Annotated in this window: 24 protein-coding genes; 14 read left to right on the top strand and 10 right to left on the bottom strand. The window is 61.6% G+C overall.

What is annotated here, in order from left to right; all coding sequences use genetic code 11:
- Positions 1 to 51: 51 nt before the first annotated feature.
- The 3 genes from A7X77_RS06025 to A7X77_RS33400 all read left to right on the top strand — a co-directional run bounded on the left by A7X77_RS06025 (position 52) and on the right by A7X77_RS33400 (position 2,063).
- The gene (locus tag A7X77_RS06025; protein WP_064682081.1) at positions 52 to 750 is read left to right on the top strand and encodes a phosphatidylserine decarboxylase; all 699 of its coding nucleotides are present in this window, start codon (positions 52 to 54) and stop codon (positions 748 to 750) included.
- Positions 751 to 769: 19 nt separating this feature from the next.
- A complete protein-coding gene (gene pssA, locus A7X77_RS06020) occupies positions 770 to 1,615 on the top strand; it encodes a CDP-diacylglycerol--serine O-phosphatidyltransferase (protein ID WP_064682080.1) in 846 nt (281 codons plus the stop codon).
- Between the two features lie 301 nt (positions 1,616 to 1,916).
- Positions 1,917 to 2,063 (top strand): hypothetical protein, encoded by a 147-nt coding sequence (locus tag A7X77_RS33400; protein ID WP_197486799.1) that lies wholly within the window; start codon positions 1,917 to 1,919, stop codon positions 2,061 to 2,063.
- Positions 2,064 to 2,301: 238 nt separating this feature from the next.
- Here the strand turns inward: A7X77_RS33400 and A7X77_RS06015 are convergent, their stop codons facing one another.
- Both A7X77_RS06015 and A7X77_RS06010 read right to left on the bottom strand, forming a co-directional pair.
- The gene (locus tag A7X77_RS06015; protein WP_064682079.1) at positions 2,302 to 3,066 is read right to left on the bottom strand and encodes an SOS response-associated peptidase; all 765 of its coding nucleotides are present in this window, start codon (positions 3,064 to 3,066) and stop codon (positions 2,302 to 2,304) included.
- A gap of 130 nt (positions 3,067 to 3,196) precedes the next feature.
- On the bottom strand, positions 3,197 to 3,517 hold the full coding sequence (locus A7X77_RS06010; RefSeq protein ID WP_064682078.1) for a YnfA family protein: 321 nt from the start codon (positions 3,515 to 3,517) through the stop codon (positions 3,197 to 3,199).
- 184 nt (positions 3,518 to 3,701) lie between these two features.
- Here A7X77_RS06010 and A7X77_RS06005 point away from each other — a divergent pair, with 184 nt between their 5' ends.
- From A7X77_RS06005 to A7X77_RS05970, 8 genes are all read left to right on the top strand, one after another.
- A complete protein-coding gene (locus A7X77_RS06005; protein ID WP_064682077.1) occupies positions 3,702 to 4,136 on the top strand; it encodes an NUDIX hydrolase in 435 nt (144 codons plus the stop codon).
- Between the two features lie 123 nt (positions 4,137 to 4,259).
- Positions 4,260 to 4,703 carry a TIGR02301 family protein gene (locus A7X77_RS06000; protein WP_197486798.1) on the top strand — a complete coding sequence of 148 codons (444 nt, stop codon included), beginning with the start codon at positions 4,260 to 4,262 and terminating at the stop codon, positions 4,701 to 4,703.
- A 103-nt stretch (positions 4,704 to 4,806) separates the two neighbouring features.
- Complete coding sequence (locus A7X77_RS05995) at positions 4,807 to 5,064, top strand: hypothetical protein (protein ID WP_039618865.1); 258 nt, start codon at positions 4,807 to 4,809, stop codon at positions 5,062 to 5,064.
- An 18-nt stretch (positions 5,065 to 5,082) separates the two neighbouring features.
- Complete coding sequence (locus A7X77_RS05990) at positions 5,083 to 5,823, top strand: hypothetical protein (RefSeq protein WP_064682076.1); 741 nt, start codon at positions 5,083 to 5,085, stop codon at positions 5,821 to 5,823.
- An 83-nt stretch (positions 5,824 to 5,906) separates the two neighbouring features.
- The gene (locus A7X77_RS05985) at positions 5,907 to 6,797 is read left to right on the top strand and encodes a YgfZ/GcvT domain-containing protein (protein WP_064682075.1); all 891 of its coding nucleotides are present in this window, start codon (positions 5,907 to 5,909) and stop codon (positions 6,795 to 6,797) included.
- A gap of 29 nt (positions 6,798 to 6,826) precedes the next feature.
- Positions 6,827 to 7,399 (top strand): HD domain-containing protein, encoded by a 573-nt coding sequence (locus A7X77_RS05980; protein WP_064682074.1) that lies wholly within the window; start codon positions 6,827 to 6,829, stop codon positions 7,397 to 7,399.
- Positions 7,396 to 7,926, top strand: a complete 531-nt coding sequence (locus A7X77_RS05975) for a tyrosine phosphatase family protein (protein ID WP_064682073.1) — start codon at positions 7,396 to 7,398, stop codon at positions 7,924 to 7,926. The genes A7X77_RS05980 and A7X77_RS05975 overlap by 4 nt, the downstream gene beginning before the upstream one ends.
- A gap of 58 nt (positions 7,927 to 7,984) precedes the next feature.
- Positions 7,985 to 8,869 carry a mechanosensitive ion channel family protein gene (locus A7X77_RS05970; protein WP_064682326.1) on the top strand — a complete coding sequence of 295 codons (885 nt, stop codon included), beginning with the start codon at positions 7,985 to 7,987 and terminating at the stop codon, positions 8,867 to 8,869.
- A gap of 24 nt (positions 8,870 to 8,893) precedes the next feature.
- On the opposite strand, the gene A7X77_RS05965 is transcribed toward A7X77_RS05970, so the two are convergent.
- From A7X77_RS05965 to A7X77_RS32975, 3 genes are all read right to left on the bottom strand, one after another.
- Positions 8,894 to 9,409 carry a superoxide dismutase family protein gene (locus tag A7X77_RS05965; RefSeq protein WP_064682072.1) on the bottom strand — a complete coding sequence of 172 codons (516 nt, stop codon included), beginning with the start codon at positions 9,407 to 9,409 and terminating at the stop codon, positions 8,894 to 8,896.
- Between the two features lie 125 nt (positions 9,410 to 9,534).
- On the bottom strand, positions 9,535 to 9,876 hold the full coding sequence (locus A7X77_RS05960; RefSeq protein WP_064682071.1) for a hypothetical protein: 342 nt from the start codon (positions 9,874 to 9,876) through the stop codon (positions 9,535 to 9,537).
- Between the two features lie 260 nt (positions 9,877 to 10,136).
- Complete coding sequence (locus A7X77_RS32975; protein ID WP_156668084.1) at positions 10,137 to 10,283, bottom strand: hypothetical protein; 147 nt, start codon at positions 10,281 to 10,283, stop codon at positions 10,137 to 10,139.
- A 10-nt stretch (positions 10,284 to 10,293) separates the two neighbouring features.
- Between A7X77_RS32975 and A7X77_RS05955 the strand changes: the two genes are divergently transcribed.
- From A7X77_RS05955 to A7X77_RS05945, 3 genes are all read left to right on the top strand, one after another.
- Positions 10,294 to 12,186: a putative bifunctional diguanylate cyclase/phosphodiesterase gene (locus A7X77_RS05955; RefSeq protein WP_064682070.1), complete on the top strand. Its 1,893-nt coding sequence runs from the start codon at positions 10,294 to 10,296 to the stop codon at positions 12,184 to 12,186.
- Positions 12,187 to 12,318: 132 nt separating this feature from the next.
- Positions 12,319 to 12,963, top strand: coding sequence for an HD domain-containing protein (locus tag A7X77_RS05950; protein ID WP_064682069.1), 645 nt, complete (start codon positions 12,319 to 12,321; stop codon positions 12,961 to 12,963).
- 9 nt (positions 12,964 to 12,972) lie between these two features.
- The gene (locus A7X77_RS05945) at positions 12,973 to 13,830 is read left to right on the top strand and encodes an MOSC domain-containing protein (protein WP_064682068.1); all 858 of its coding nucleotides are present in this window, start codon (positions 12,973 to 12,975) and stop codon (positions 13,828 to 13,830) included.
- 155 nt (positions 13,831 to 13,985) lie between these two features.
- On the opposite strand, the gene A7X77_RS05940 is transcribed toward A7X77_RS05945, so the two are convergent.
- The 5 genes from A7X77_RS05940 to era form a co-directional block, all read right to left on the bottom strand.
- Positions 13,986 to 14,981 (bottom strand): aldo/keto reductase, encoded by a 996-nt coding sequence (locus A7X77_RS05940; protein WP_064682067.1) that lies wholly within the window; start codon positions 14,979 to 14,981, stop codon positions 13,986 to 13,988.
- Between the two features lie 101 nt (positions 14,982 to 15,082).
- On the bottom strand, positions 15,083 to 15,853 hold the full coding sequence (recO, locus tag A7X77_RS05935) for a DNA repair protein RecO (protein WP_064682066.1): 771 nt from the start codon (positions 15,851 to 15,853) through the stop codon (positions 15,083 to 15,085).
- Positions 15,854 to 15,971: 118 nt separating this feature from the next.
- The gene (locus tag A7X77_RS05930; RefSeq protein ID WP_064682065.1) at positions 15,972 to 16,457 is read right to left on the bottom strand and encodes a response regulator; all 486 of its coding nucleotides are present in this window, start codon (positions 16,455 to 16,457) and stop codon (positions 15,972 to 15,974) included.
- A 242-nt stretch (positions 16,458 to 16,699) separates the two neighbouring features.
- Complete coding sequence (locus tag A7X77_RS05925; RefSeq protein ID WP_064682064.1) at positions 16,700 to 17,452, bottom strand: Crp/Fnr family transcriptional regulator; 753 nt, start codon at positions 17,450 to 17,452, stop codon at positions 16,700 to 16,702.
- A gap of 151 nt (positions 17,453 to 17,603) precedes the next feature.
- Positions 17,604 to 18,545 carry a GTPase Era gene (gene era, locus A7X77_RS05920; RefSeq protein WP_064682063.1) on the bottom strand — a complete coding sequence of 314 codons (942 nt, stop codon included), beginning with the start codon at positions 18,543 to 18,545 and terminating at the stop codon, positions 17,604 to 17,606.
- Positions 18,546 to 18,551 lie beyond the last annotated feature (6 nt).

Here is an 18,551-nt window from a genome sequence, read left to right as displayed (position 1 = left end):
GCGGTTTTTCGCTAACCAGCAAAAAACGACAACGCAAGGAGACCGGCAGCCATGAGCCTGTTCAACACGGTTCGCAACACGATCGTCCCCGTGCACAAGGAGGGTTATCCCTTCGTGGCCGCCTTCTTCGTCGCCTCGCTGATCCTCGGATGGATCTTCAAGCCGCTCTTCTGGATCGGCATGATCTTCACGCTATGGTGCGCCTATTTCTTTCGCGATCCCGAGCGCGTGACCCCGCAGGACGACGATCTGGTGATTTCTCCCGCCGACGGCAGGGTCTCGGCGATCCAGATGGTGACCCCGCCGGCCGAGCTCGATCTCGGCTCCGAGCCGATGCTGCGCATCTCGGTATTCATGAACGTCTTCAACTGCCATGTGAACCGGGCGCCGATGCGCGGGCGCATCGCCAGCATCAACTACCGCTCCGGCAGCTTCGTCAACGCCGAGCTCGACAAGGCCAGCGAGGACAATGAGCGCAACGGCCTGGTGATCGAAACCCGCCACGGCCAGATCGGCGTCGTCCAGATCGCCGGCCTCGTGGCGCGGCGTATCCTCTGCTGGGTAAACCCCAACGAGCCGGTGGATGCCGGCGAGCGCTTCGGGTTGATCCGTTTCGGCTCCCGGCTAGACGTCTTCCTGCCGGCCGGTGCGGCGCCACGTGTCGCGCTCGGCCAGACGGCGATCGCCGGAGAAACCGTCATCGCCGAATTCGCCTCCGCCAAGGGTCCCGTCATCAGCCGCCGCAGCTAGGTTTAGATTGGAACGCGATATGGAAACGCCTTTTCCGCCCTTCGAGCCCAATGGTCCGGATGATTCCGCCCGCGGCCCGCGTCTGCGTGAGATCCCGCTCCGTCTCGTCTTTCCGAACCTCATCACCATTCTGGCAATCTGCGCCGGGCTGACCGGCATCCGGCTGGCTTTCGAAAATCGCTACGAGCTCGCCGTCGCCATGGTGCTCGTCGCCGCCTTCCTCGACGGCATCGACGGGCGGGTGGCACGGCTGATGAAGGCGACCTCGAAGTTCGGCGTGCAAATGGATTCGCTTGCCGATATCGTCAATTTCGGCGTCGCGCCCGCCCTCGTCGTCTATGTCTTCGCGCTCGACCAGGCGCGCTCGCTCGGCTGGATCGCGGCGCTGATCTATGCGATCGCCGCCGGACTGCGCCTTGCCCGCTTCAACGTTATGGCCGAACGCGAGAACAAGGCGAGCTGGCAATCGGAATATTTCGTCGGCGTGCCGGCGCCGGCCGGCGCCATGCTGGTGCTGCTACCGGTCTATCTCGGCTTCCTTGGCATCGCGACCGACCGCACCTTCGCCTTCGTCTCGTCGATCTACACCGTGTTCATCGCCTTCCTGTTGATCAGCCGGCTGCCCGTCTGGTCGGGCAAATCGGAGGGCAACCGGCTGCGGCGCGATCTCGTGCTGCCGATGATGCTTGGCGTCGTACTCTATGTGGCTCTGCTGATGAGCTACACCTGGGAGGTGATGGTGTTTACCGTGGCCGCCTATCTCGTATCGCTTCCTTTCGGCGCGCGGAAATGGCGGCGGAAATATGGGACGCTGACGATCGAGGAGCCCGGCGTCGGCGACGATGATATCGGCCGTCACATCTGATCTTCCGGCATTTCCTGGTCTCTCTCCCGTTGAAATGCTTCTCCCCTTGTTCTCGCCTATTCCCGGAAAACGTGCGCTTCTTCCGGGAAAGCCATGAGCTTTCCCCGGGGAAAACGGCTGCGCAGTTTTTTTGGAACCGCTTCCTTCAGTAAGTATTAACCAACGTAGGCTTCAGTTAAGCCTCGCGAATTATGGTGGGCGTTCACAATTCCTGATAAGCGACGCCGCCGATTTGTCGCTATTTCTGGCGAAACTGCAAAAATAAAATATCCAGGGAAGAACCACGTAAAGGAGAGTATCCGTGACTTCGCAGAAGAATAGTACCGGTGAACAGCAGACGGCCAAGCCGGACCTCGCCGCCAACTATCGCCCCGTCGGCCTGAAGGCCGTTGCCGCGGCATCGCTGATGGCAAAGAACAAGCCGGAGAGCGTCAAGAAATCCGCTTGAAGCGCCGAGCTTCGAACTGCCGTCACCTGCGCTTCACCTTCCAGTTTCCGGCATGCCGTTGCCCCAAGACTGCGGCATATTTCTAAAGCGTCGTGATCTTGCGGATTCGCTTCTTGCGCTATGGGTCTTTGTTCTCAGGCATGTCGTTGCCGCAAAACCGCTACGCGCTTTTTGCGCGACGCCGTGACATCGCGAATGAGCCGAACAGACCACCGTGCCAGAGGCGGCCGATAGCGTTTCAGAAAAAGCTGAGCTGGCCGTTATTCGGCCTTTGCTTCTCGGCTGGCTTGAGCGGCCGTTCGATGACGACCGGCTCCTGCAGATCAGGCCCCATATTGGCAACCTTGTTGACCTTGTCGGAGACCGGTACGGCCTCGAAGAAATCGTCCTGAACGGGCTGCGTCAGGTCGGCCACCTCACGCGGTTCCTGCGTCCTGCAATCGAGCCAGCGCGAGAAGTCCTCCGGCTTGATGACGACAGGCATGCGATCGTGGATCGCCGAGACGCCCGCATTGGCCGACGTCGTCAGGATCGCGCCGGTATCGACCTCCGAGCCATCGGCCGAGGACCAAGTTTCCATCAGCCCGGCAAAGGCGACGATCCCGCCGTGACGCGGCCTGATCCAATAGGCCTGCGGCTTGCCGCCGCTTTCCTTCGGCGGACGATGCCATTCATAAAAACCCGAGGCCGGAATGAGCACGCGGCGATGACGCATCGCCGCCCGAAACGAGGCCTTGCCGATCGCCGTCTCGGCGCGGGCATTGATCAGCAGCGGAAATTCCTTCGGGTCCTTGACCCAGGCCGGGGTAAAACCCCAGCGCACCAGCACCGCGCGCCGGTCGGCCAGGTTGCTGCCTCGCTCCCTGCCCTCACCTGCTATAACGACGAGGATCGGCTGCGTCGGGGCGATGTTGTAGCGCGCCGGAAAATCGCCGAGATCGACACCGGAGAGGAAATTGCTTAGCTCTGCGCTGGAACTTGTCAGGGCGAAACGTCCACACATCGGCCTGTCTTTGCACCCGGCTCGAGTCCGGTCAAGGCGCCTGAGCATGCCGCGCAAGACTGTACAGGAATTTCACGACAAGAACATGCCGCGACCAAAGAGCGAGCGCGTTGCGCTTGTGCGGCATGCTTCAGTCCCTCGGCGCAAAGAGAATGACGCTCGCCCCGGCAAGGCAGATCAATCCGCCGCCGATATCATAACGATCGGGAACGCGGCCTTCGACCAGCCACAGCCAGAACAGCGACGCGAGAATATAGATGCCGCCATAGGCTGCGAAGGCTCGGCCGGCCGCTTCGCTCGGCACCAGCGTCAGAAGCCAGGCGAAAAGCGCGAGCGACATCATGCCCGGCGCCAGCCACCAGACGGGCTTTTCGAGCTTCAGCCACGCCCAGAAGGCGAAGCAGCCGGCAATCTCGAAAACGGCGGCAAAGGCATAGATGATATAGGTCACGCAAAGCCCTTTCGAAAATCTGGAATCTTTGTTGCACACATGTCGTCATCACGGGAACCGCTGCACCGCCTTTCGGGCCTTGTCTTCCGAGCCGACCCACACAAAAATTGCGGAAGCCGGGCAGCGGCGGCATGCAACAATCGGTCCATGCGATAGAATCGATCGTCACAACGAGGGCAGTCTTATGATCTCCACCGCCGAAGCCGCCTCCTCCGCCATTCTCGAACGCGACGGGCGATTTTTGCTGGTGTTGCGACGCAACCCGCCTTCCGCCGACATGTATGCCTTTCCAGGTGGGCGCGCCGAGCCGGGCGAAACGCCGGAGCAGACGGCGCTGCGGGAATTCCGCGAGGAAACCGGCATCTCGGCACATAATCCGCGGCTGTTTTCGACCTATGACCTGAAGACGCACGGGCCGGACGGCAGCATCAAGAGCCATTTCTTCCTGTCGGTCTTTCGCGTCGAGGCCGACCGGGACATAGTGGCGGAAGCCGCCGACGATGCAGCGGCGCTGGGCTGGTACACGGTGGATGAAATTCGGCGATTGCCCGTGCCGCAGAGCGTGCTCGAATGCGCGGAACGGCTGGCACCGGATGATTATCGGCCAACCGGCCGATAATCATCCTATTCTGAATTAAGTTTAGAGCACGATGTCATCCGAAAACCGCTGGCACTTTTCGGCATCATGCTCTGGCGGGCGGCGAATAGAAGTGGAAAATTTCAAGCGCGCCTTGTTGCCGTCATGCTCAACGTATCAACTGGGAGCATGATTCCCGTTCGACGCGTTGTTCTGTCCCTGCTCGTGCTCGCCGGCCCCACCATGGCTCAGGGTAAGAACACGCCGCCTCCACAGGAGGAGGAAGTTGCGCCGCCGGCCGTGATCGTACCCTATGACGACAAGCTCGCGCGGCTCGCCGAAGTGCTGGGTTCGGTGCATTATCTGCGAACCCTCTGCAAGGCGGCGGGCGGTGATGAGTGGCGAAAGGGCATGCAGCAGCTGCTTGATTCGGAGGCCGGCAACGAACCGCCACGCAAGGAAAGGCTCACGGCAGCCTTCAATCGCGGCTATCGCGCCTTCGCCTCGGTCTATACGGATTGCACCCCGGCGGCCATCGTGGCAGAAGAGCGCTACCGTAACGAAGGTGCAACACTTGCCACAGAAATTACCTCGCGCTTTGGAAATTAACGTTTAATTAACCTGTTTTCGCATGCGGACGTGTCGTTTTGGGAAAAGGCTGTTAGTGTTGTTAACGGTGCAGTAAGAGATGAGAAGTTCTGAGGAAAAGACAATGGAAGCAAGCCTCAACGAGATCGACGACATGATCGTCCACGAAAAGATGCAGGCGGCTCTGGAGTACCAGAACGAGGCTTGGGCCGACGGCATGGCCGACGGGATCGAGCCTGAGATCATTGCTGATGCCGCCATCGCGCATGCACTGCGCGAGACCATTAGATTGCACGGGGAAAACAGCGCCGAAGCTCTGCTTGATTCGCTGCGCGACCGTATGCTTGCCGGCGAATTCTCCGCCAACCGCACCCTGCAATAATTATTATCAGAGAGTTCGATGCGCATCGGTAAAGAGAAAGTTTCGCGAATTCCGCTCGCGCCGGTGATGCTTGCATTCAGCCTTGCCGCCGGCAGTCTCGCCCTTGCGCCCTCGGCCTATGCGCTTTCCGAACTGCACAAGATCCCCGGCCAGCCGAACGATCAGCCGGCACAGGGAAGTGCCCAAGGGCAGAGCCAGCCGCAGGGCGGCACCCCGGGCGTTCCCATGGCCGATCCGCTGGTCAACAGCCAGAACGTCGACAAAACGCCGGGCACGCAAGACAATTCCAAGCCCGTCGAGGTGATCCACGACATCAGCAAGGCGCCTGAGCCGGTGCGCAAGATGCGTCAGCAGATCGTCGAGGCGGCCGCCTCCGGCGATCTCGAACGGCTACGTCCGCTGATGGGCGCCGGCGCAGAACAGACGCAGGTAACCGTCGGCGAGCCTACAGACGATCCGATCGGCACGCTGAAGGATCTCTCCGGCGATCCCGATGGGGACGAAATCCTCGCCATCATGCTCGACATCGTCTCGACCGGCTTCGTGCATGTCGGCCAGGGCACACCCGAAGACATGTATGTCTGGCCCTATTTCGCCGAGAAAGATTTGAAATCGCTGACGCCGCCGGAACGCGTCGAACTGCTGCGCATCGTCACCGCCGGCGATCTGTCCGACATGCAGGAATTCGGCGGATATAATTTCTACCGCCTCGGCATTACGCCCGACGGCAAATGGAAATTCTTTACGGCAGGCGACTGACGCCCCACGCAAGCCGCATGGCGCTTGCGATCCACCTTATGAAGTCATACCTCTGAGCGATCACCAACGCGACAGGTTCCGCCATGCCATCCGTATTCCTGAAAGACCGCTCATTGCTCTCCGTCGGCGGCGCGGACGCTCAATCCTTCCTGCAGAACCTGATCACTACCGATATCGCCTCGCTTGCTTCAGACGAGGCGCGGCCCGGGGCGCTGCTGACGCCGCAGGGTAAGATCCTGTTCGACTTCATGATCTGGCAGGGCGGCGACGGCTATGTGATCGAAACCGATGTTGGCCAGCGCGATGCGCTGCTGAAGCGGCTGACAATTTACAGGCTGCGGGCCGCCGTCACGCTTGCGCCAGTCGCCGAAGAAGGCGTCAGCGTTTGCTGGGGCGAAGGTGCCGATGGAATCAGGGACGCCGGGGGCGCCCGGGACAGCCAGGGCGTCCGGGACAGCCAGGGCGTCCGGGACAGCCGCTTCACCAAGGCCGGCATCACCCTGACCCGCCGGCCGGGACGGCACGGTGATGGCGCTGAGGCGCTCTACGACGCGTTGCGCATCGTCCACGGCATTGCGATATCGGGATCGGACTTTGCGCTGCAGGATGCCTTTCCGCATGACGTGCTGATGGATCTGAACGGCGGCCTCTCCTTCAAAAAGGGCTGCTATGTCGGACAGGAAGTGGTTTCACGCATGCAGCACCGCGGCACCGCGCGCCGGCGCGTCGTCACGGTATCCGCCGCAGTGGCTCTGCCGGCGACGGGCACCGCGATCACTGCTGCCGGCAAGGCAGTGGGCACACTCGGCTCCGTCGAGGGCGGCAGCGGCCTTGCGATCGTGCGCATCGACCGCGCCGGCGCGGCGATGTCGGAAGGCACGCCGCTGCTGGCCGGCGAAACGCCGGTTTCTCTCGCCCTGCCGCCATGGTCCGGCCTTGTTTTCCCCACCAGCGCCGACGAGGCCAGCGCGTGACGACTAAGGCTCCGCGCGCCTGGCAACGCATGCTGTCCGGACGCAGGCTCGACCTGCTCGATCCCTCGCCGCTTGATGTCGAACTCGCCGACATAGCCCATGGGCTCGCGCGCGTCGCCCGCTGGAACGGCCAGACGTCGGGCGATCATGCTTTTTCGGTGGCGCAGCACAGTCTCGTCGTCGAAGATATTTTCCGCCGCTTCAACAATGCCCGGGCGGAGGAATGCCTGATGGCGCTGCTGCACGACGCGCCCGAATATGTGATCGGAGACATGATCTCGCCGTTCAAATCGGTGGTCGGCGGCGGCTACAAGACGGTGGAAATGCGACTCGAGGCGGCCATACACCTGCGCTTCGGCCTGCCGCCGCATCCCACGCGCGAGCTCAAGGAGCGAATCAAGAAGGCCGACACGATTGCCGCCTATTTCGAGGCGACGGTGCTTGCCGGTTTCACGCCGGCCGAGGCGCAAAAATTCTTCGGCCAGCCGCGCGGCGTCAGCAGGGAAATGTTGATGATCGAACCGCTTCCGGCAGTGGAAGCGCAACGGCTGTTCTGTGAGCGCTTCGCGGCGATCGAGGCCGAGCGGGAGATCGGATCGTGAGCTTCATCGTCGTCTCGCCGCTGTCACGCATCGCCGAATTGGCGGTGCGCCACAAGGCCCGCGACATGATCAGCCTGATCGCCAAGGAACAGGCCTTTCACCGGCCGGGCGTGATCGCGCCCGAACGCCATCTGACGCTTGCAATGAACGACATCACGTTCAAGGGCACCGGCGGTCTCGTGGCGCCTGATGAATCGCATGTGCAGGGGATTATCGAGTTTGCCGCATCGTGGCGACAGGAGACGCCGCTGCTCATCCATTGCTGGATGGGCGTGTCGCGATCCCCGGCCGCCGCTCTCATCGCCGCATTGTCGCTCGCACCGGATCAGAGCGAGGAAGAACTGGCCCAGCGGCTGCGCGCAGCCTCGCCTTTCGCGACGCCGAATACCCGGCTGATCGAGATCGGCGACACCTTGCTTGACCGCGGCGGCCGGCTGGTCGCGGCCGTACGGGCAATCGGGCGCGGCGCCGATGCCGACGGCAATGCGCCCTTCTTGCTTGGGATCCGGGACGCCGCCTGCGGTTGACGCTGCCGCCGGCTGCTCCATCTTGCCCTCGACCACGCACAATCCGCAGGGCCAAATCATGGAACAACAAGCAGCCGACGTCTTTCTTGCCACCCGCACGGCACTGAGCCAGGCAAGCGCGCTCGCAGTCCAGTATTCCTTTTCCATCCTCGGAGCGGTAATCCTGCTCGTCGTTGGCTGGACGCTGGCCGGCTTCGTCAGCCGCTGGGCCTATGAAGGCCTGTCGCGCATCCATGGCATCGACGAGACATTGGCGCGCTTCTTCACCAATGTCATCCGCTATGCACTGCTGATCCTGGTGTTCATCACCGTGCTCGGCCAATTCGGCGTCCAGACTGCCTCGATCATCGCCGCCCTCGGCGCAGCCGGCCTGGCGATCGGGCTGGCGCTGCAAGGGACGCTGCAGAATATTGCGGCCGGCATCATGCTGCTGATCCTCAGACCGTTCCGCGTCGGCGAATATATCGAGACCAGCAGCGTCACCGGCACGGTGCGCGAGATCGGGTTGTTTGCGACGGAACTCAGGACCGGCGACGGGCTCTATCGGCTGGCACCGAATTCGACGCTCTGGAATACGCCGATTACCAACTTCAGCCGCGAACCGACGCGGCAGAACGACCTGAAGGTCAGCATTTCTCGTGAGGACGATCTTGATTTGGCGATGGAGACGTTGATGGGCATTGCCAAAGGCAATCCCAGGGTGCTGCCGTCACCGGCCCCGAGCGTTTTCATCGACAGCCTCGGTGACAGCACAATATCGGTGACGCTGCGCTACTGGGCAAAGACCGCTGACTGGTGGCAGGTCAGCCGTGACATGGTGAAGCGGGTAAAACTTGCCTTCGACGAAAAGGACGATCCGGCCGCTTTGCGGGACGATTCAAACCCCGCGCCGGGAAAGAGGTCCAACGGCAACGCGACGGCCGAAAAGCCGACGCGACAGTGAAACATTGCTGTGGGGGGCGTCGGCCTATTGAACGACGCCGCAGGCAAGTCTCTCCCCGGCGTCACCAGAAGGCTGGCTGCGATAATCGTCCGAATTCGCGTGCACCATCAATGCGCGGCCGCGGATGCCGTCTTTCTTGCCGTCAAGCGTCACCATGCCATCGAATATCTGGGCTCTCAACACGCCATCCTGTCCAACATATTGATTGGGCATATCGCCGGCATGAGGACCCTTGGCCGCCAGAATCCCGTGCTCGGCCGAGCCTGGATTGAAATGACCGCCTGCCGATTCGTGATGGGTTGCCGCATCGCAGCGGCCGGTCTCGTGAACATGAAAGGCCACCCATTTATTAGCCGGCAGTCCCGATATCTCCACTTCGAGCAGCACGCCGCCGTTGGCGGCGGCGGTCAGCTGCGCGCGGCCGGTTTCCTTGCCGTCCTTGCCGACGAAATTGGCGACCGCCGTCTGCTTGTCCTGAGCGCCTGCCGGCAGGGCAATCGCAAGCAGGCTCACGGCGGCGATGATGCGCATGGCTTTCATGGAGATCTCCTTCCCTCCGGTTGTCCTTTCTGAACGTGTCAACCCGAAAGGTGTTCCTCCGCCGACCACCCGACGAAAAAGCCGGCCAATGGGCCGGCTTGCAGATCACCTGGATCCAGACGCCGTCAGGCGACGGCGTCAAAATCGAACTGGCCGTAGGTGTTCCGGTAAAGATCGTCGGATTGATCGCCGGTCGTCGGCGCAGTCTGCTGCAATGGATAGGGAACGGCGATGCTGCTCGTCGAGGCGGTGTCGCGGGTGTCCATCATCAGCGCAATCAGGCTGCCGGAAAATTTCGGCTGCGTGTCGCCGGTCGTGCCGTCCTCCTGCAGTTGCTTGATGATACCGGGCTTATCATCGGCGGCACGTTCGCCGCGGCTGAGCACGCCGTCACCATTGGAATCGAGCCGCGAAAGTGTCGCAAGATATGCGTATGAAGTATCTGAAACGGATGTGGTACGGGTCATACAAACCTCCATGCACCGCCTTTTGCCGGTGGTGTTTGTACGCAATACGAGAGCGGAAAATAACGAGTGACTCGGTGGTTAAACTGATTTGCGCAGTGCGTCAATAAGTTGTTAACTTCTCATTAATGAAGATTGACGCGCATTAACGGATGACCGTCAAATCGGCGCTTTGTCGCCAGCCTCACCGATATTTCAGCGGTTTTTGATACAAAAGATCAATTCGGACCACGCGTGTGCGCTTGCTGCACTGCAACCGAATATTAATCCGGCAGCTCCAGAATAATCTGCGGTATTGCCACCAGACGCTTGTAGAGATCGAATTCATGTATGTCTTTGAGGGTTTCATGACCAGCTTTTTGAGGCACGTGCATCAACGGCGGGCGGTTTATACCGTAGCCGCTCTCCAAGACGCTTCCCATGAAAGCTGAAGCGCTCTTCTGGCGGCAATGCACAGAGGCTGTCATGGCCGACGGGTCAATCGACGCGAAGCGTTTGATGGAGCTGGTGATCGCAACCTATCGCGGCCATGAAAGCGACTATGACGCAATCGAGAAGGGCGCGGAAACGCTGCTGAAGGAAAACCTGTCTCTGAGAGGCAATCTTTCGGCCCTTAGCCAGGCGTTCGACGGACAGAAAAAACTCTTCGAGATCGTCCTCAACAACCTGCCGCTCGGCCTCAGCGTCTTCGACGCCGACCAGCGGCTGACACTCTACAATGGCCGCTTCCACCAGCTCTTCGGCCTGACGCCGGAGGATATCGCCGCGGGCGCAACGATTACGGAGCTCATCGGAAAGATACGCGGCAGGGAGAGCGCCGTCTCACCCGGCGGCCGGCGAACCGGCCGACGTGCCTCCGCTAAGGCGGGGAACAGCAGCATCCGCCGGCGAGAATGGCTGATGAATGACGGCCGCATTATTCAAAGCGTGGTGAAGATACTCTCCGACGGCAGCAACATCGCCATCCATGCCGACGTGACGGAGGATCGAAGAGCAGCAGAGCGTATCACCTATCTCGCCCATCACGATCTCCTGACAGATCTTCCCAATCGCATCTATTTCCGCGAGCAGGTCGACGCCACGCTCGCGGAGCGCAAGCCGGACGAGCAGATTGCCCTCGTCCACCTCAATCTCGACCGCTTCAAATCGATCAACAACACGATCGGGGTGTCGGTCGGCGACAAGATCCTACAGCAGGTCGCCGAGCGTATCCGAGCCTCGGCCGGCTCGGACAATACTCTGGCGCGACTGGGTTCAGACGAATTCGCCATCCTGCAGACCGGCAGGCAGCAGCCCTGGAACGTGACGGCGTTGGCCGACCGGATCCGCCGCGCGCTTTCCGAGCCATTCCTGCACGGCGAAAAAAGGGTGGAGCTCAGCGTCTCCATGGGCATTGCGATCGCTCCCAGGGATGGCGAGGAAACGGATATCCTTTTGAAAAATGCCGGCGTGGCGCTGTTGCATGCCAAAGCCGACGGACGCAAGCGCGAGCGCTTCTTCACCAGCGAGATGGAAGCGCAGATGCAGTTGCGCCACGCTCTCGAGGCAGATCTTCGCGCCGCCGTCGAACAGGAGGAATTCGAGCTATACTACCAGCCGCTCTACGACCTTTCCAAGCGACGGATCTGCGGTTTCGAAGCGCTGATCCGCTGGAACCACCCGATCCGCGGCCGCGTATCGCCGATGGATTTTATCCCGCTTGCCGAGGAGATCGGCCTCGTCGTCGATATTGGCCGCTGGGTTTTGCGCCAGGCCTGCAGCGATGCGGCAGAATGGCCGGAAGACATCAAGGTCGCAGTTAACGTTTCGGCGGTCCAGTTCAGCGGCAGCGATCTGACGCAAGATGTCAGCGAAGCGCTTGCCGCAGCCGCGTTGTCGCCGTCACGGCTCGAACTCGAAATCACCGAGAGCGTGCTGATGGAGAACCTCAGTGAGGTGCTGCCGATCCTGCACGCACTGAAGCAGCGCGGCATCCGCGTCTCGATGGACGATTTCGGCACCGGATATTCCTCGCTGAGCTATCTCTCGAGCTTCCCCTTCGACAAAATCAAGATCGACAAATCCTTCGTCAACGACATCGTCGACAATCAGGAAGCGCATGCGATCATGCGCGCAATCATACTGCTCGGTGATGCGCTCGGCATGCGCGTCACCGTCGAAGGCGTCGAGACGGCCGCCCAGCTGGCGCTGCTCGAATGCGAGGAATGCGACGAGATCCAGGGCTATCACATCAGTCCGCCGCGCCCTGCTCGCGATGTGCCGCACCTTCTCTCCATGCCGCCGGCAAGCGACGGTGCGACGGATTTCTCGTGATTGCGACTCGCATGGCAAGCCGCTACAAAACCGGCTCAGTGTTCCGCAGCCCTTCGTAGCCGCGCCGCTTCCCGGAAGCTTCGCTTTCGGCCGGTGCGCTATGGACGATTTTCCCCAATAACAGGTGGCGCAATGTTCAAGGCCGAAGCCTTCTCCCCTCATGAGACGCTTGCAGCGTCGCTGATTGCGCATGCGGCCGAAGGCGACGACGGTTCACACGATCTCGCCCATATCCTGCGCGTCTTCAAAAACGCCATGGGCATCCACGCGGGCGAAGGCGGAGACGGACGCATCCTCGCCGCTGCCGTGCTTATGCACGACTGTGTCGCGGTCGAAAAGAATTCCCCCTTACGGGCCAAAGCATCGGCGTTGGCGGCAGAAAAAGCGTCGGCAATCTTGGCCGAACTCGGCTGGAGCGCGGCGGATATCGGCGCCGTGGCGCATGCCGTCACCGCTCACAGCTTCTCCGCCGGGGTGGCTCCTCGGACGATCGAGGCGAAGATCCTACAGGATGCCGACCGGCTGGACGCGATCGGCATGGTTGGCGTCGCACGCTGCTTCTATATCGGCGGACGAATGGGATCCGGGCTCTATGATCCGTTCGACCCGGCGGCATCGAACCGTGCCCTCGATGACAAGCGTTATGCCATTGACCATTTCCAGACGAAGCTGTTCAAACTGGCGGAAGGGTTCCAGACCGAGACCGGTCGCCGGCTGGCAGCTGCTCGTGACAAAAGCCTGCGTGATTTTCTCTCGGCATTCATGGACGAAATTTAGGAGAACGGCATGCGTGTCAGCGACCTCTTCATCTACCCGCTCAAGAGCGCTCGCGCCATTGCGCTGCCCGCCGCCGATATTGACGCCTATGGGCTTCCCGGCGACCGGCGGGCGATGATCACCGACACGCAGGGCCACTTCATCACCCAGCGCGAACTGCCGGACCTCGCGCGCATCGAAATTCGGCCAGAGGCCGGCGCCTTCCGGCTGCTGATGCAGGGCAAGCCTGAGATATCGGTGCCGCCGCCCCGGCCTGAAATCCGCATGGATGTGAATGTGTGGAAATCGACCGTCAGCGCCGCCGTCGCCGATGCAGAGAGCAACCGCCAGCTTTCCGAATGGCTCGGCCGCGAGGTGCGGCTGGTGTTTTTCGACGGACAGACACAGCGGACGGCGAATGCCGAATGGGCCGGCGAAGGCACGCCGGTGAGCTTTACCGACGGCTACCAGATCCTGGTGACGACGACCGGTTCGCTGCAGGCCCTGAACGACGATCTCGCCGCCCATGGCGAAGGCCGCGTCGGCATGGAGCGCTTCCGGCCGAATATCGTCATCGACACCGACGAGGCCTGGCCGGAGGATCGCTGGGCGGCGATTGAGGTCGCCGGCATCCGCTTCGATCTCGTCAAGCCCTGCTCGCGCTGCATCATGACGACGCAGGACCAGCTGACCGGGTCACGCGAAGTGGCAAACCCGATGCCGGCCATGGGCCGCATCCGCATGTCGGCCGACCGGCGCGTGCCCGGCCCGCTGTTCGGCTGGAACGTCACGCCGCGCGGCAGCGGCAGGATCACGATTGGCGACACGGTCCGCGTCGTCGAAGAAAGGCCGGAGGGCTGGGCGTTGAAGGTTCGTGCACGGCGGTAGGGCCGCCACATCCTCCCTCATTCCTGTGCCTGTCGCAGGAATCCAGTGCGCCCAAGTCCTTGGGCGCGGGAGAAAGTCATTCACCGCGCAGATGCGGTGGCTCAATTCCTGTGACGAGCACAGGAATGAGGGAGCGTGGGGAAAGTCCCCACCTCTCACGGACGCCCGAGTGCAGCATCGATCTCCGCCATGACACCGGCCGGCAACGGCCCCTTCTCCAGCGCGCCGGCATTTTCCTCCACCTGGGCGACGGTGCGGAAGCCCGGAATGGGGAAGGTGCGCGGCGACCTTGCCCAGAGCCAGGCGAGCGCTCCCTGCGTCAGCGTGCGGCCGCCTGATTTGAGAAGGTCGCGGACGGCATCGAGCCTTGCGGCAAATTCCGGGGCCATGCGCCCGTCCTTGAAGTAAACCATCCATTCGAGCGCTGCGCCGCGGACATCCTTGGCGCCGACTGCCTTGTCGGCGGTGAACTTGCCGGTCAACAGTCCCATGGCCAGCGGACCGCGATTGATCGAGACCAGGCCTTTCTGCTCGACCACGGCGATCATCTCCGGCACCGGCTCGAAGACATTCATCGTATGCTGGATCGAGACAAAGCCGTTGCGCCCGGCATGGCGAGCGGCGCGATCGGGATGATCGGTGCTCCAGCCGAAGGCATCGATCTTGCCTTCGGCACGCAGCGCCTCCAGCGTATCGAAGACGGCATCCGATTGCTCCAGCGGAAAATCATTGAGGTGGAATTGCAGGAGATCGATGCGGTCGCGCTTGAGACGGCGCAGCGATGTCTCGACGGAGCGGCGGACGAACGCCTCATCGGCAAAGGCGCCGATTGCCTGCTTCGTTTCCGGATCGGTGGCAAAGCCGAATTTGGTGGCGACGATGATGTCGTCACGATTGCTGATCGCCCGGCCGAGCACTTCCTCGGAATGACCGGCGCCGTAATTTGAGGCGGTGTCGAAGAAGCGGATGCCGAGGGCGATGGCGCGATGAATTGCTTCCACCGATTCGTCGTCATCGACCTCACCCCAGCCAAGCGGCGTGTCGCCGGCGAAGAAAGGACCTCCAATCGCCCAGCATCCCATGCCGAGGCGTGGAATTTCGCGGCCGTTCCAGAGCGTGATCGTCGTCGGTGATGCGGTCTTGGTCAGCATGAGATTCCTCCGTGGTTGGCAGCCCTTCAAGACATAGGAAGAGCTCCCAGGCGGGTAAACCGCCAAATCCGGAGGATGTTTTGCAGCAGTAAAAAACGAGGTCAGGCGGAGACGTCGCTTGGACCGGAAAGCATCCGCAAGGCTGGATTGAGCGCCTTGAGTGCGGCCTGGACGAAGCCGTCACGTGCGGCCGCAGCCTCCATACCGCGCGGCTCGTAGACATGGCGATGCAAGAAGAATCCCGTCAGACGGAATGCTGCTGCCAGACTGTCGAAGTCCGCCGCCTGATTGCCTTCGGCGCCGAGGAAGGGCGGCAGGAGCAGCATCTTGTCCGCCCATGGCGCACCGGCGCTGCGGCTGACGGCGCGGCCGGATTTCGGCGAGACATAGGCGAGATCGGAACGGACGCCGGTCGCCGCGCATTCGGCAAGATCGAGACCGAAGCCGAGATCGTTGAGCACCGCCAGCTCGAAACGCACGAAGAGCTCGCCGGCATCGGCCGGATTATGAAGATGATCGAGGATGACCTCCAGCGCGTCGAAAAGGTGGGGATGCGGGTCGCGCTCCGGCAGCAGCCGCAGCAGCGCACCCATCGCCTGGACGCCGTAGACGGCGGTCGCAGTTTCCATGAGGCGGGCGGCGCGCAGCGTCACCGGCTCGACGCGGAATTCGCCAAGATGTTCATCGAGCCGGGCGCGCCAAAGGACCTCAACCGCATTGCCCGGCTGCAGCACCGGCTGCATGGCGCGAGAGCGGCCGGAACGCACCAGGCCGAGATGGCGGCCGCGATCACGCGTCATCACCTCGGCGATGACGCTCGTCTCACCGTGGCGCTTGACACCCAGAACAATCGCGTGGTCCTGCCACTGCATCGAAAGAAGTCCCTGCGGCTGACGATTCCATCCTACCGCATAATTCCCGCCATCGAAATCGAATAGGAATTATGCAGCAATTCAAAGCGTTACAGCGTGCTTTCGGCGTCCGGCCGGGTCAAGCCGCGGCCGGAAGAAGCCTCTGCAGGAATTCGCACATCGCCTTCTCGTCGAAAGGCTTCACCAGAAGCGGTATATGCTGCAGGTCGGGCGGGAAATCGCGTATATCGGAATAGCCGCTGACGAAGCCGAAGGGGATGCCGACATCGAGAAGATGGCGGGCAAACCCGAAGCTCATGCCCTCGCCGAGATTGACGTCGAGAAGGGCGAAATCATAGCTTTCCGCAGCGATCGCCGCCCTCGCCTGTTCCAGGCTGCCGACGATATCGATGCCGTCGACGCCGGCCAGGCGCAGAATATCCTCCGCCTCCATGGCGATGATCAGACTGTCCTCAAGAACCAGAACACGGTTTGCGCTCATGATTCCATGCCCCTCGTCGAGCGCCTGTCGCAGCGCCCCGGCCGTTTCGCCAACATCATTGCCCTCCGGTGCCCCGCATGGCACGCTATCGGTGAATTCCGCCACCACTTCTGAATAAACCATTTTTCTGTCCGGCCAATAAGAATCAAATCGGAGGAAAGACGAGGGCCGACCTTATTTTGCCAGTCGCTAATGCGCATTTAAAAAAGACATAGACAGGCCGGCTGTGCGTTTCCGCACGCCCATGCCGCATCCGTCGGATAGCCGTGGAGCGCACCGCAACCTTCAGCTCACACCCTCGCGCTTCACGTCTTTTTCGCGTGTTTCCTTATCGCAAGACGCGGAGCACTTTTGCGCGCCATGCTTTAGATAAAGGGGCGCTTGCCCTCTCCAAGCCCATCCCAGCCGGCGATAGCCATCAGTTCCTCACCGTTCAGCACCTCGCAGCCGCGCTCCTGCCAGCGGATCAATCCCCGTTCGCTGAGTTTCTTCAAAGTCTTGTTGGTATGAACGATGGAAAGACCGAGTGTGTCGGCGATGTGCTGCTGAGTGATGGGGATGAATTTGCGGCCGTTGAAAAGATCGAGCTTCCTGCCGCGCTCAAACAGAAACGCGATCAGATAGGCCGCTCTTTCCAGTGCTGTGCGGCGGCCGATGCTGAGCAGATGTTCATCCAATATCCGCTCCTCGCGCGCGGCGATCCAGGTGATGTCGAAGGCGAGCGAGGGATGCCTGTTATAAAGCGTCATCAGCCTGTCCCGCTCGAAGACGCAGAGGGAAACCGGCGAAAGCGCTTCGATGGAATGTTGCATCTCGCCGGCAATCGTTCCCTGCAGGCCGATCAGGTCGCCCGGCATGACGTAATTCAGGATCTGGCGGCGGCCATCTTCCAGCATCTTGTAGCGGAAGCCCCAACCGGAAAGCACGGTGAAAAGATGGGCGCTGTGGGCGCCCTCGACCAGGATGGTGGAACCGGCATCGACGGCGAGCTCGCCGCGCTTGAAGCGGGAGACGAAATCGAGTTCGTCGGGGCTGAACTCCCTGAAATGCGGCAGGGGCCGCAAGGGACACAGCTGGCATGGGGTCTTGAAGGAATGGATCGGTCTCGACGTTGCCATGCCTGCTCCCGCGGTCTTGCAAACCGGCGGCCCCTCATCGACTCACCGTCGAGCAGGGAATGCGCAAAGCCATGGATTCGTTCCGCAACGAAGCGGTTTTTTTCCAAGGAAACAAGGGGCTGGCGTCTGCCCGATAAAATCCTTGCCACTGCTATTTCGGAAAATCGAGACCCATTTCACGGAACCGCTCGGGATCGTCGCCCCAATTCTCGCGGACCTTGACGAACAGGAAGAGGTGAACCTGCTGTTCGAGAATCTCCGACAATTCCTTGCGGGACGCCGTCGAGATCGCCTTGATGGTTTCCCCGCCCTTGCCTAGCGCGATCTTCTTCTGGCTGTCGCGCTCGACATAGATCACCTGCTCGATGCGCACCGAACCGTCCTTGCGCTCTTCCCACTTCTCCGTTTCGACATGCGAGGAATAGGGAAGCTCCCGGTGCAGCCTCAGAAACAGTTTCTCGCGAGTGATCTCGGCGGCGAGCTGACGCATCGGCAGATCGGAGATCTGATCTTCCGGATAGTACCACGGCCCTTCGGGAAGGGTCGCCGCCAGATAGTCCATGACGTCGTCGCAGCCGGAGCCGTTTTCGGCCGAGATCATGAAGGTGCGTTCGAAAGCGACCTTCTCGTTGGCGCTGGCCGCCAGCGCCAGCAGATCCTCGCGGTTGACGCGGTCGATCTTGTTCAGCACCAGGATCTTCGGCTGCTGGACCTCCTTGAGCCCTTCGAGGATGGCTTCGGCATCGCCGCGCAGGCCGCGCTCGCTGTCGATCAGCAGCATGATCAGATCGGCATCCTTGGCGCCGCCCCAGGCCGATGTCACCATGGCGCGGTCGAGCCGGCGGCGCGGCTTGAAGATGCCCGGCGTATCCATGAAGACGATCTGGGCATTATCGTGAATGGCAATGCCGCGCACGATCGCGCGGGTCGTCTGCACCTTGTGGCTGACGATCGAGACCTTGGCGCCGACGAGGCGATTGACCAGCGTCGACTTACCGGCATTGGTCGGACCGATCAACGCGACGAAGCCCGAATGCGTCGGGCCATGGGTTTCTGCAGCAGCTTCGGCCGCGATATCTTCTTCTTGTGTCATTGTCCG

The organism is Rhizobium bangladeshense, from assembly GCF_001662075.1.
In the GTDB taxonomy this organism is placed as follows: domain Bacteria; phylum Pseudomonadota; class Alphaproteobacteria; order Rhizobiales; family Rhizobiaceae; genus Rhizobium; species Rhizobium bangladeshense_B.
This window is presented reverse-complemented; position numbering and strand designations above follow the sequence as displayed.

What these genes read in the sequence shown, in the direction of transcription:
- A7X77_RS05970 (WP_064682326.1), top strand. Translation starts at nt 7,985, where the DNA reads ATGGAACAACAAGCAGCCGACGTCTTTCTTGCCACCCGCACGGCACTG.
- A7X77_RS05950 (WP_064682069.1), top strand. Translation starts at nt 12,319, where the DNA reads ATGTTCAAGGCCGAAGCCTTCTCCCCTCATGAGACGCTTGCAGCGTCG.
- A7X77_RS05940 (WP_064682067.1), bottom strand. Translation starts at nt 14,981, where the DNA reads ATGCTGACCAAGACCGCATCACCGACGACGATCACGCTCTGGAACGGC.
- A7X77_RS06025 (WP_064682081.1), top strand. Translation starts at nt 52, where the DNA reads ATGAGCCTGTTCAACACGGTTCGCAACACGATCGTCCCCGTGCACAAG.
- A7X77_RS05960 (WP_064682071.1), bottom strand. Translation starts at nt 9,876, where the DNA reads ATGACCCGTACCACATCCGTTTCAGATACTTCATACGCATATCTTGCG.
- A7X77_RS05990 (WP_064682076.1), top strand. Translation starts at nt 5,083, where the DNA reads ATGCGCATCGGTAAAGAGAAAGTTTCGCGAATTCCGCTCGCGCCGGTG.
- pssA (WP_064682080.1), top strand. Translation starts at nt 770, where the DNA reads ATGGAAACGCCTTTTCCGCCCTTCGAGCCCAATGGTCCGGATGATTCC.
- A7X77_RS05995 (WP_039618865.1), top strand. Translation starts at nt 4,807, where the DNA reads ATGGAAGCAAGCCTCAACGAGATCGACGACATGATCGTCCACGAAAAG.
- A7X77_RS05965 (WP_064682072.1), bottom strand. Translation starts at nt 9,409, where the DNA reads ATGAAAGCCATGCGCATCATCGCCGCCGTGAGCCTGCTTGCGATTGCC.
- recO (WP_064682066.1), bottom strand. Translation starts at nt 15,853, where the DNA reads ATGCAGTGGCAGGACCACGCGATTGTTCTGGGTGTCAAGCGCCACGGT.
- A7X77_RS05955 (WP_064682070.1), top strand. Translation starts at nt 10,294, where the DNA reads ATGAAAGCTGAAGCGCTCTTCTGGCGGCAATGCACAGAGGCTGTCATG.
- A7X77_RS06000 (WP_197486798.1), top strand. Translation starts at nt 4,260, where the DNA reads ATGCTCAACGTATCAACTGGGAGCATGATTCCCGTTCGACGCGTTGTT.
- A7X77_RS05945 (WP_064682068.1), top strand. Translation starts at nt 12,973, where the DNA reads ATGCGTGTCAGCGACCTCTTCATCTACCCGCTCAAGAGCGCTCGCGCC.
- A7X77_RS05925 (WP_064682064.1), bottom strand. Translation starts at nt 17,452, where the DNA reads ATGGCAACGTCGAGACCGATCCATTCCTTCAAGACCCCATGCCAGCTG.
- A7X77_RS05930 (WP_064682065.1), bottom strand. Translation starts at nt 16,457, where the DNA reads ATGGTTTATTCAGAAGTGGTGGCGGAATTCACCGATAGCGTGCCATGC.
- A7X77_RS06005 (WP_064682077.1), top strand. Translation starts at nt 3,702, where the DNA reads ATGATCTCCACCGCCGAAGCCGCCTCCTCCGCCATTCTCGAACGCGAC.
- A7X77_RS05980 (WP_064682074.1), top strand. Translation starts at nt 6,827, where the DNA reads ATGCTGTCCGGACGCAGGCTCGACCTGCTCGATCCCTCGCCGCTTGAT.
- A7X77_RS05985 (WP_064682075.1), top strand. Translation starts at nt 5,907, where the DNA reads ATGCCATCCGTATTCCTGAAAGACCGCTCATTGCTCTCCGTCGGCGGC.
- A7X77_RS06015 (WP_064682079.1), bottom strand. Translation starts at nt 3,066, where the DNA reads ATGTGTGGACGTTTCGCCCTGACAAGTTCCAGCGCAGAGCTAAGCAAT.
- era (WP_064682063.1), bottom strand. Translation starts at nt 18,545, where the DNA reads ATGACACAAGAAGAAGATATCGCGGCCGAAGCTGCTGCAGAAACCCAT.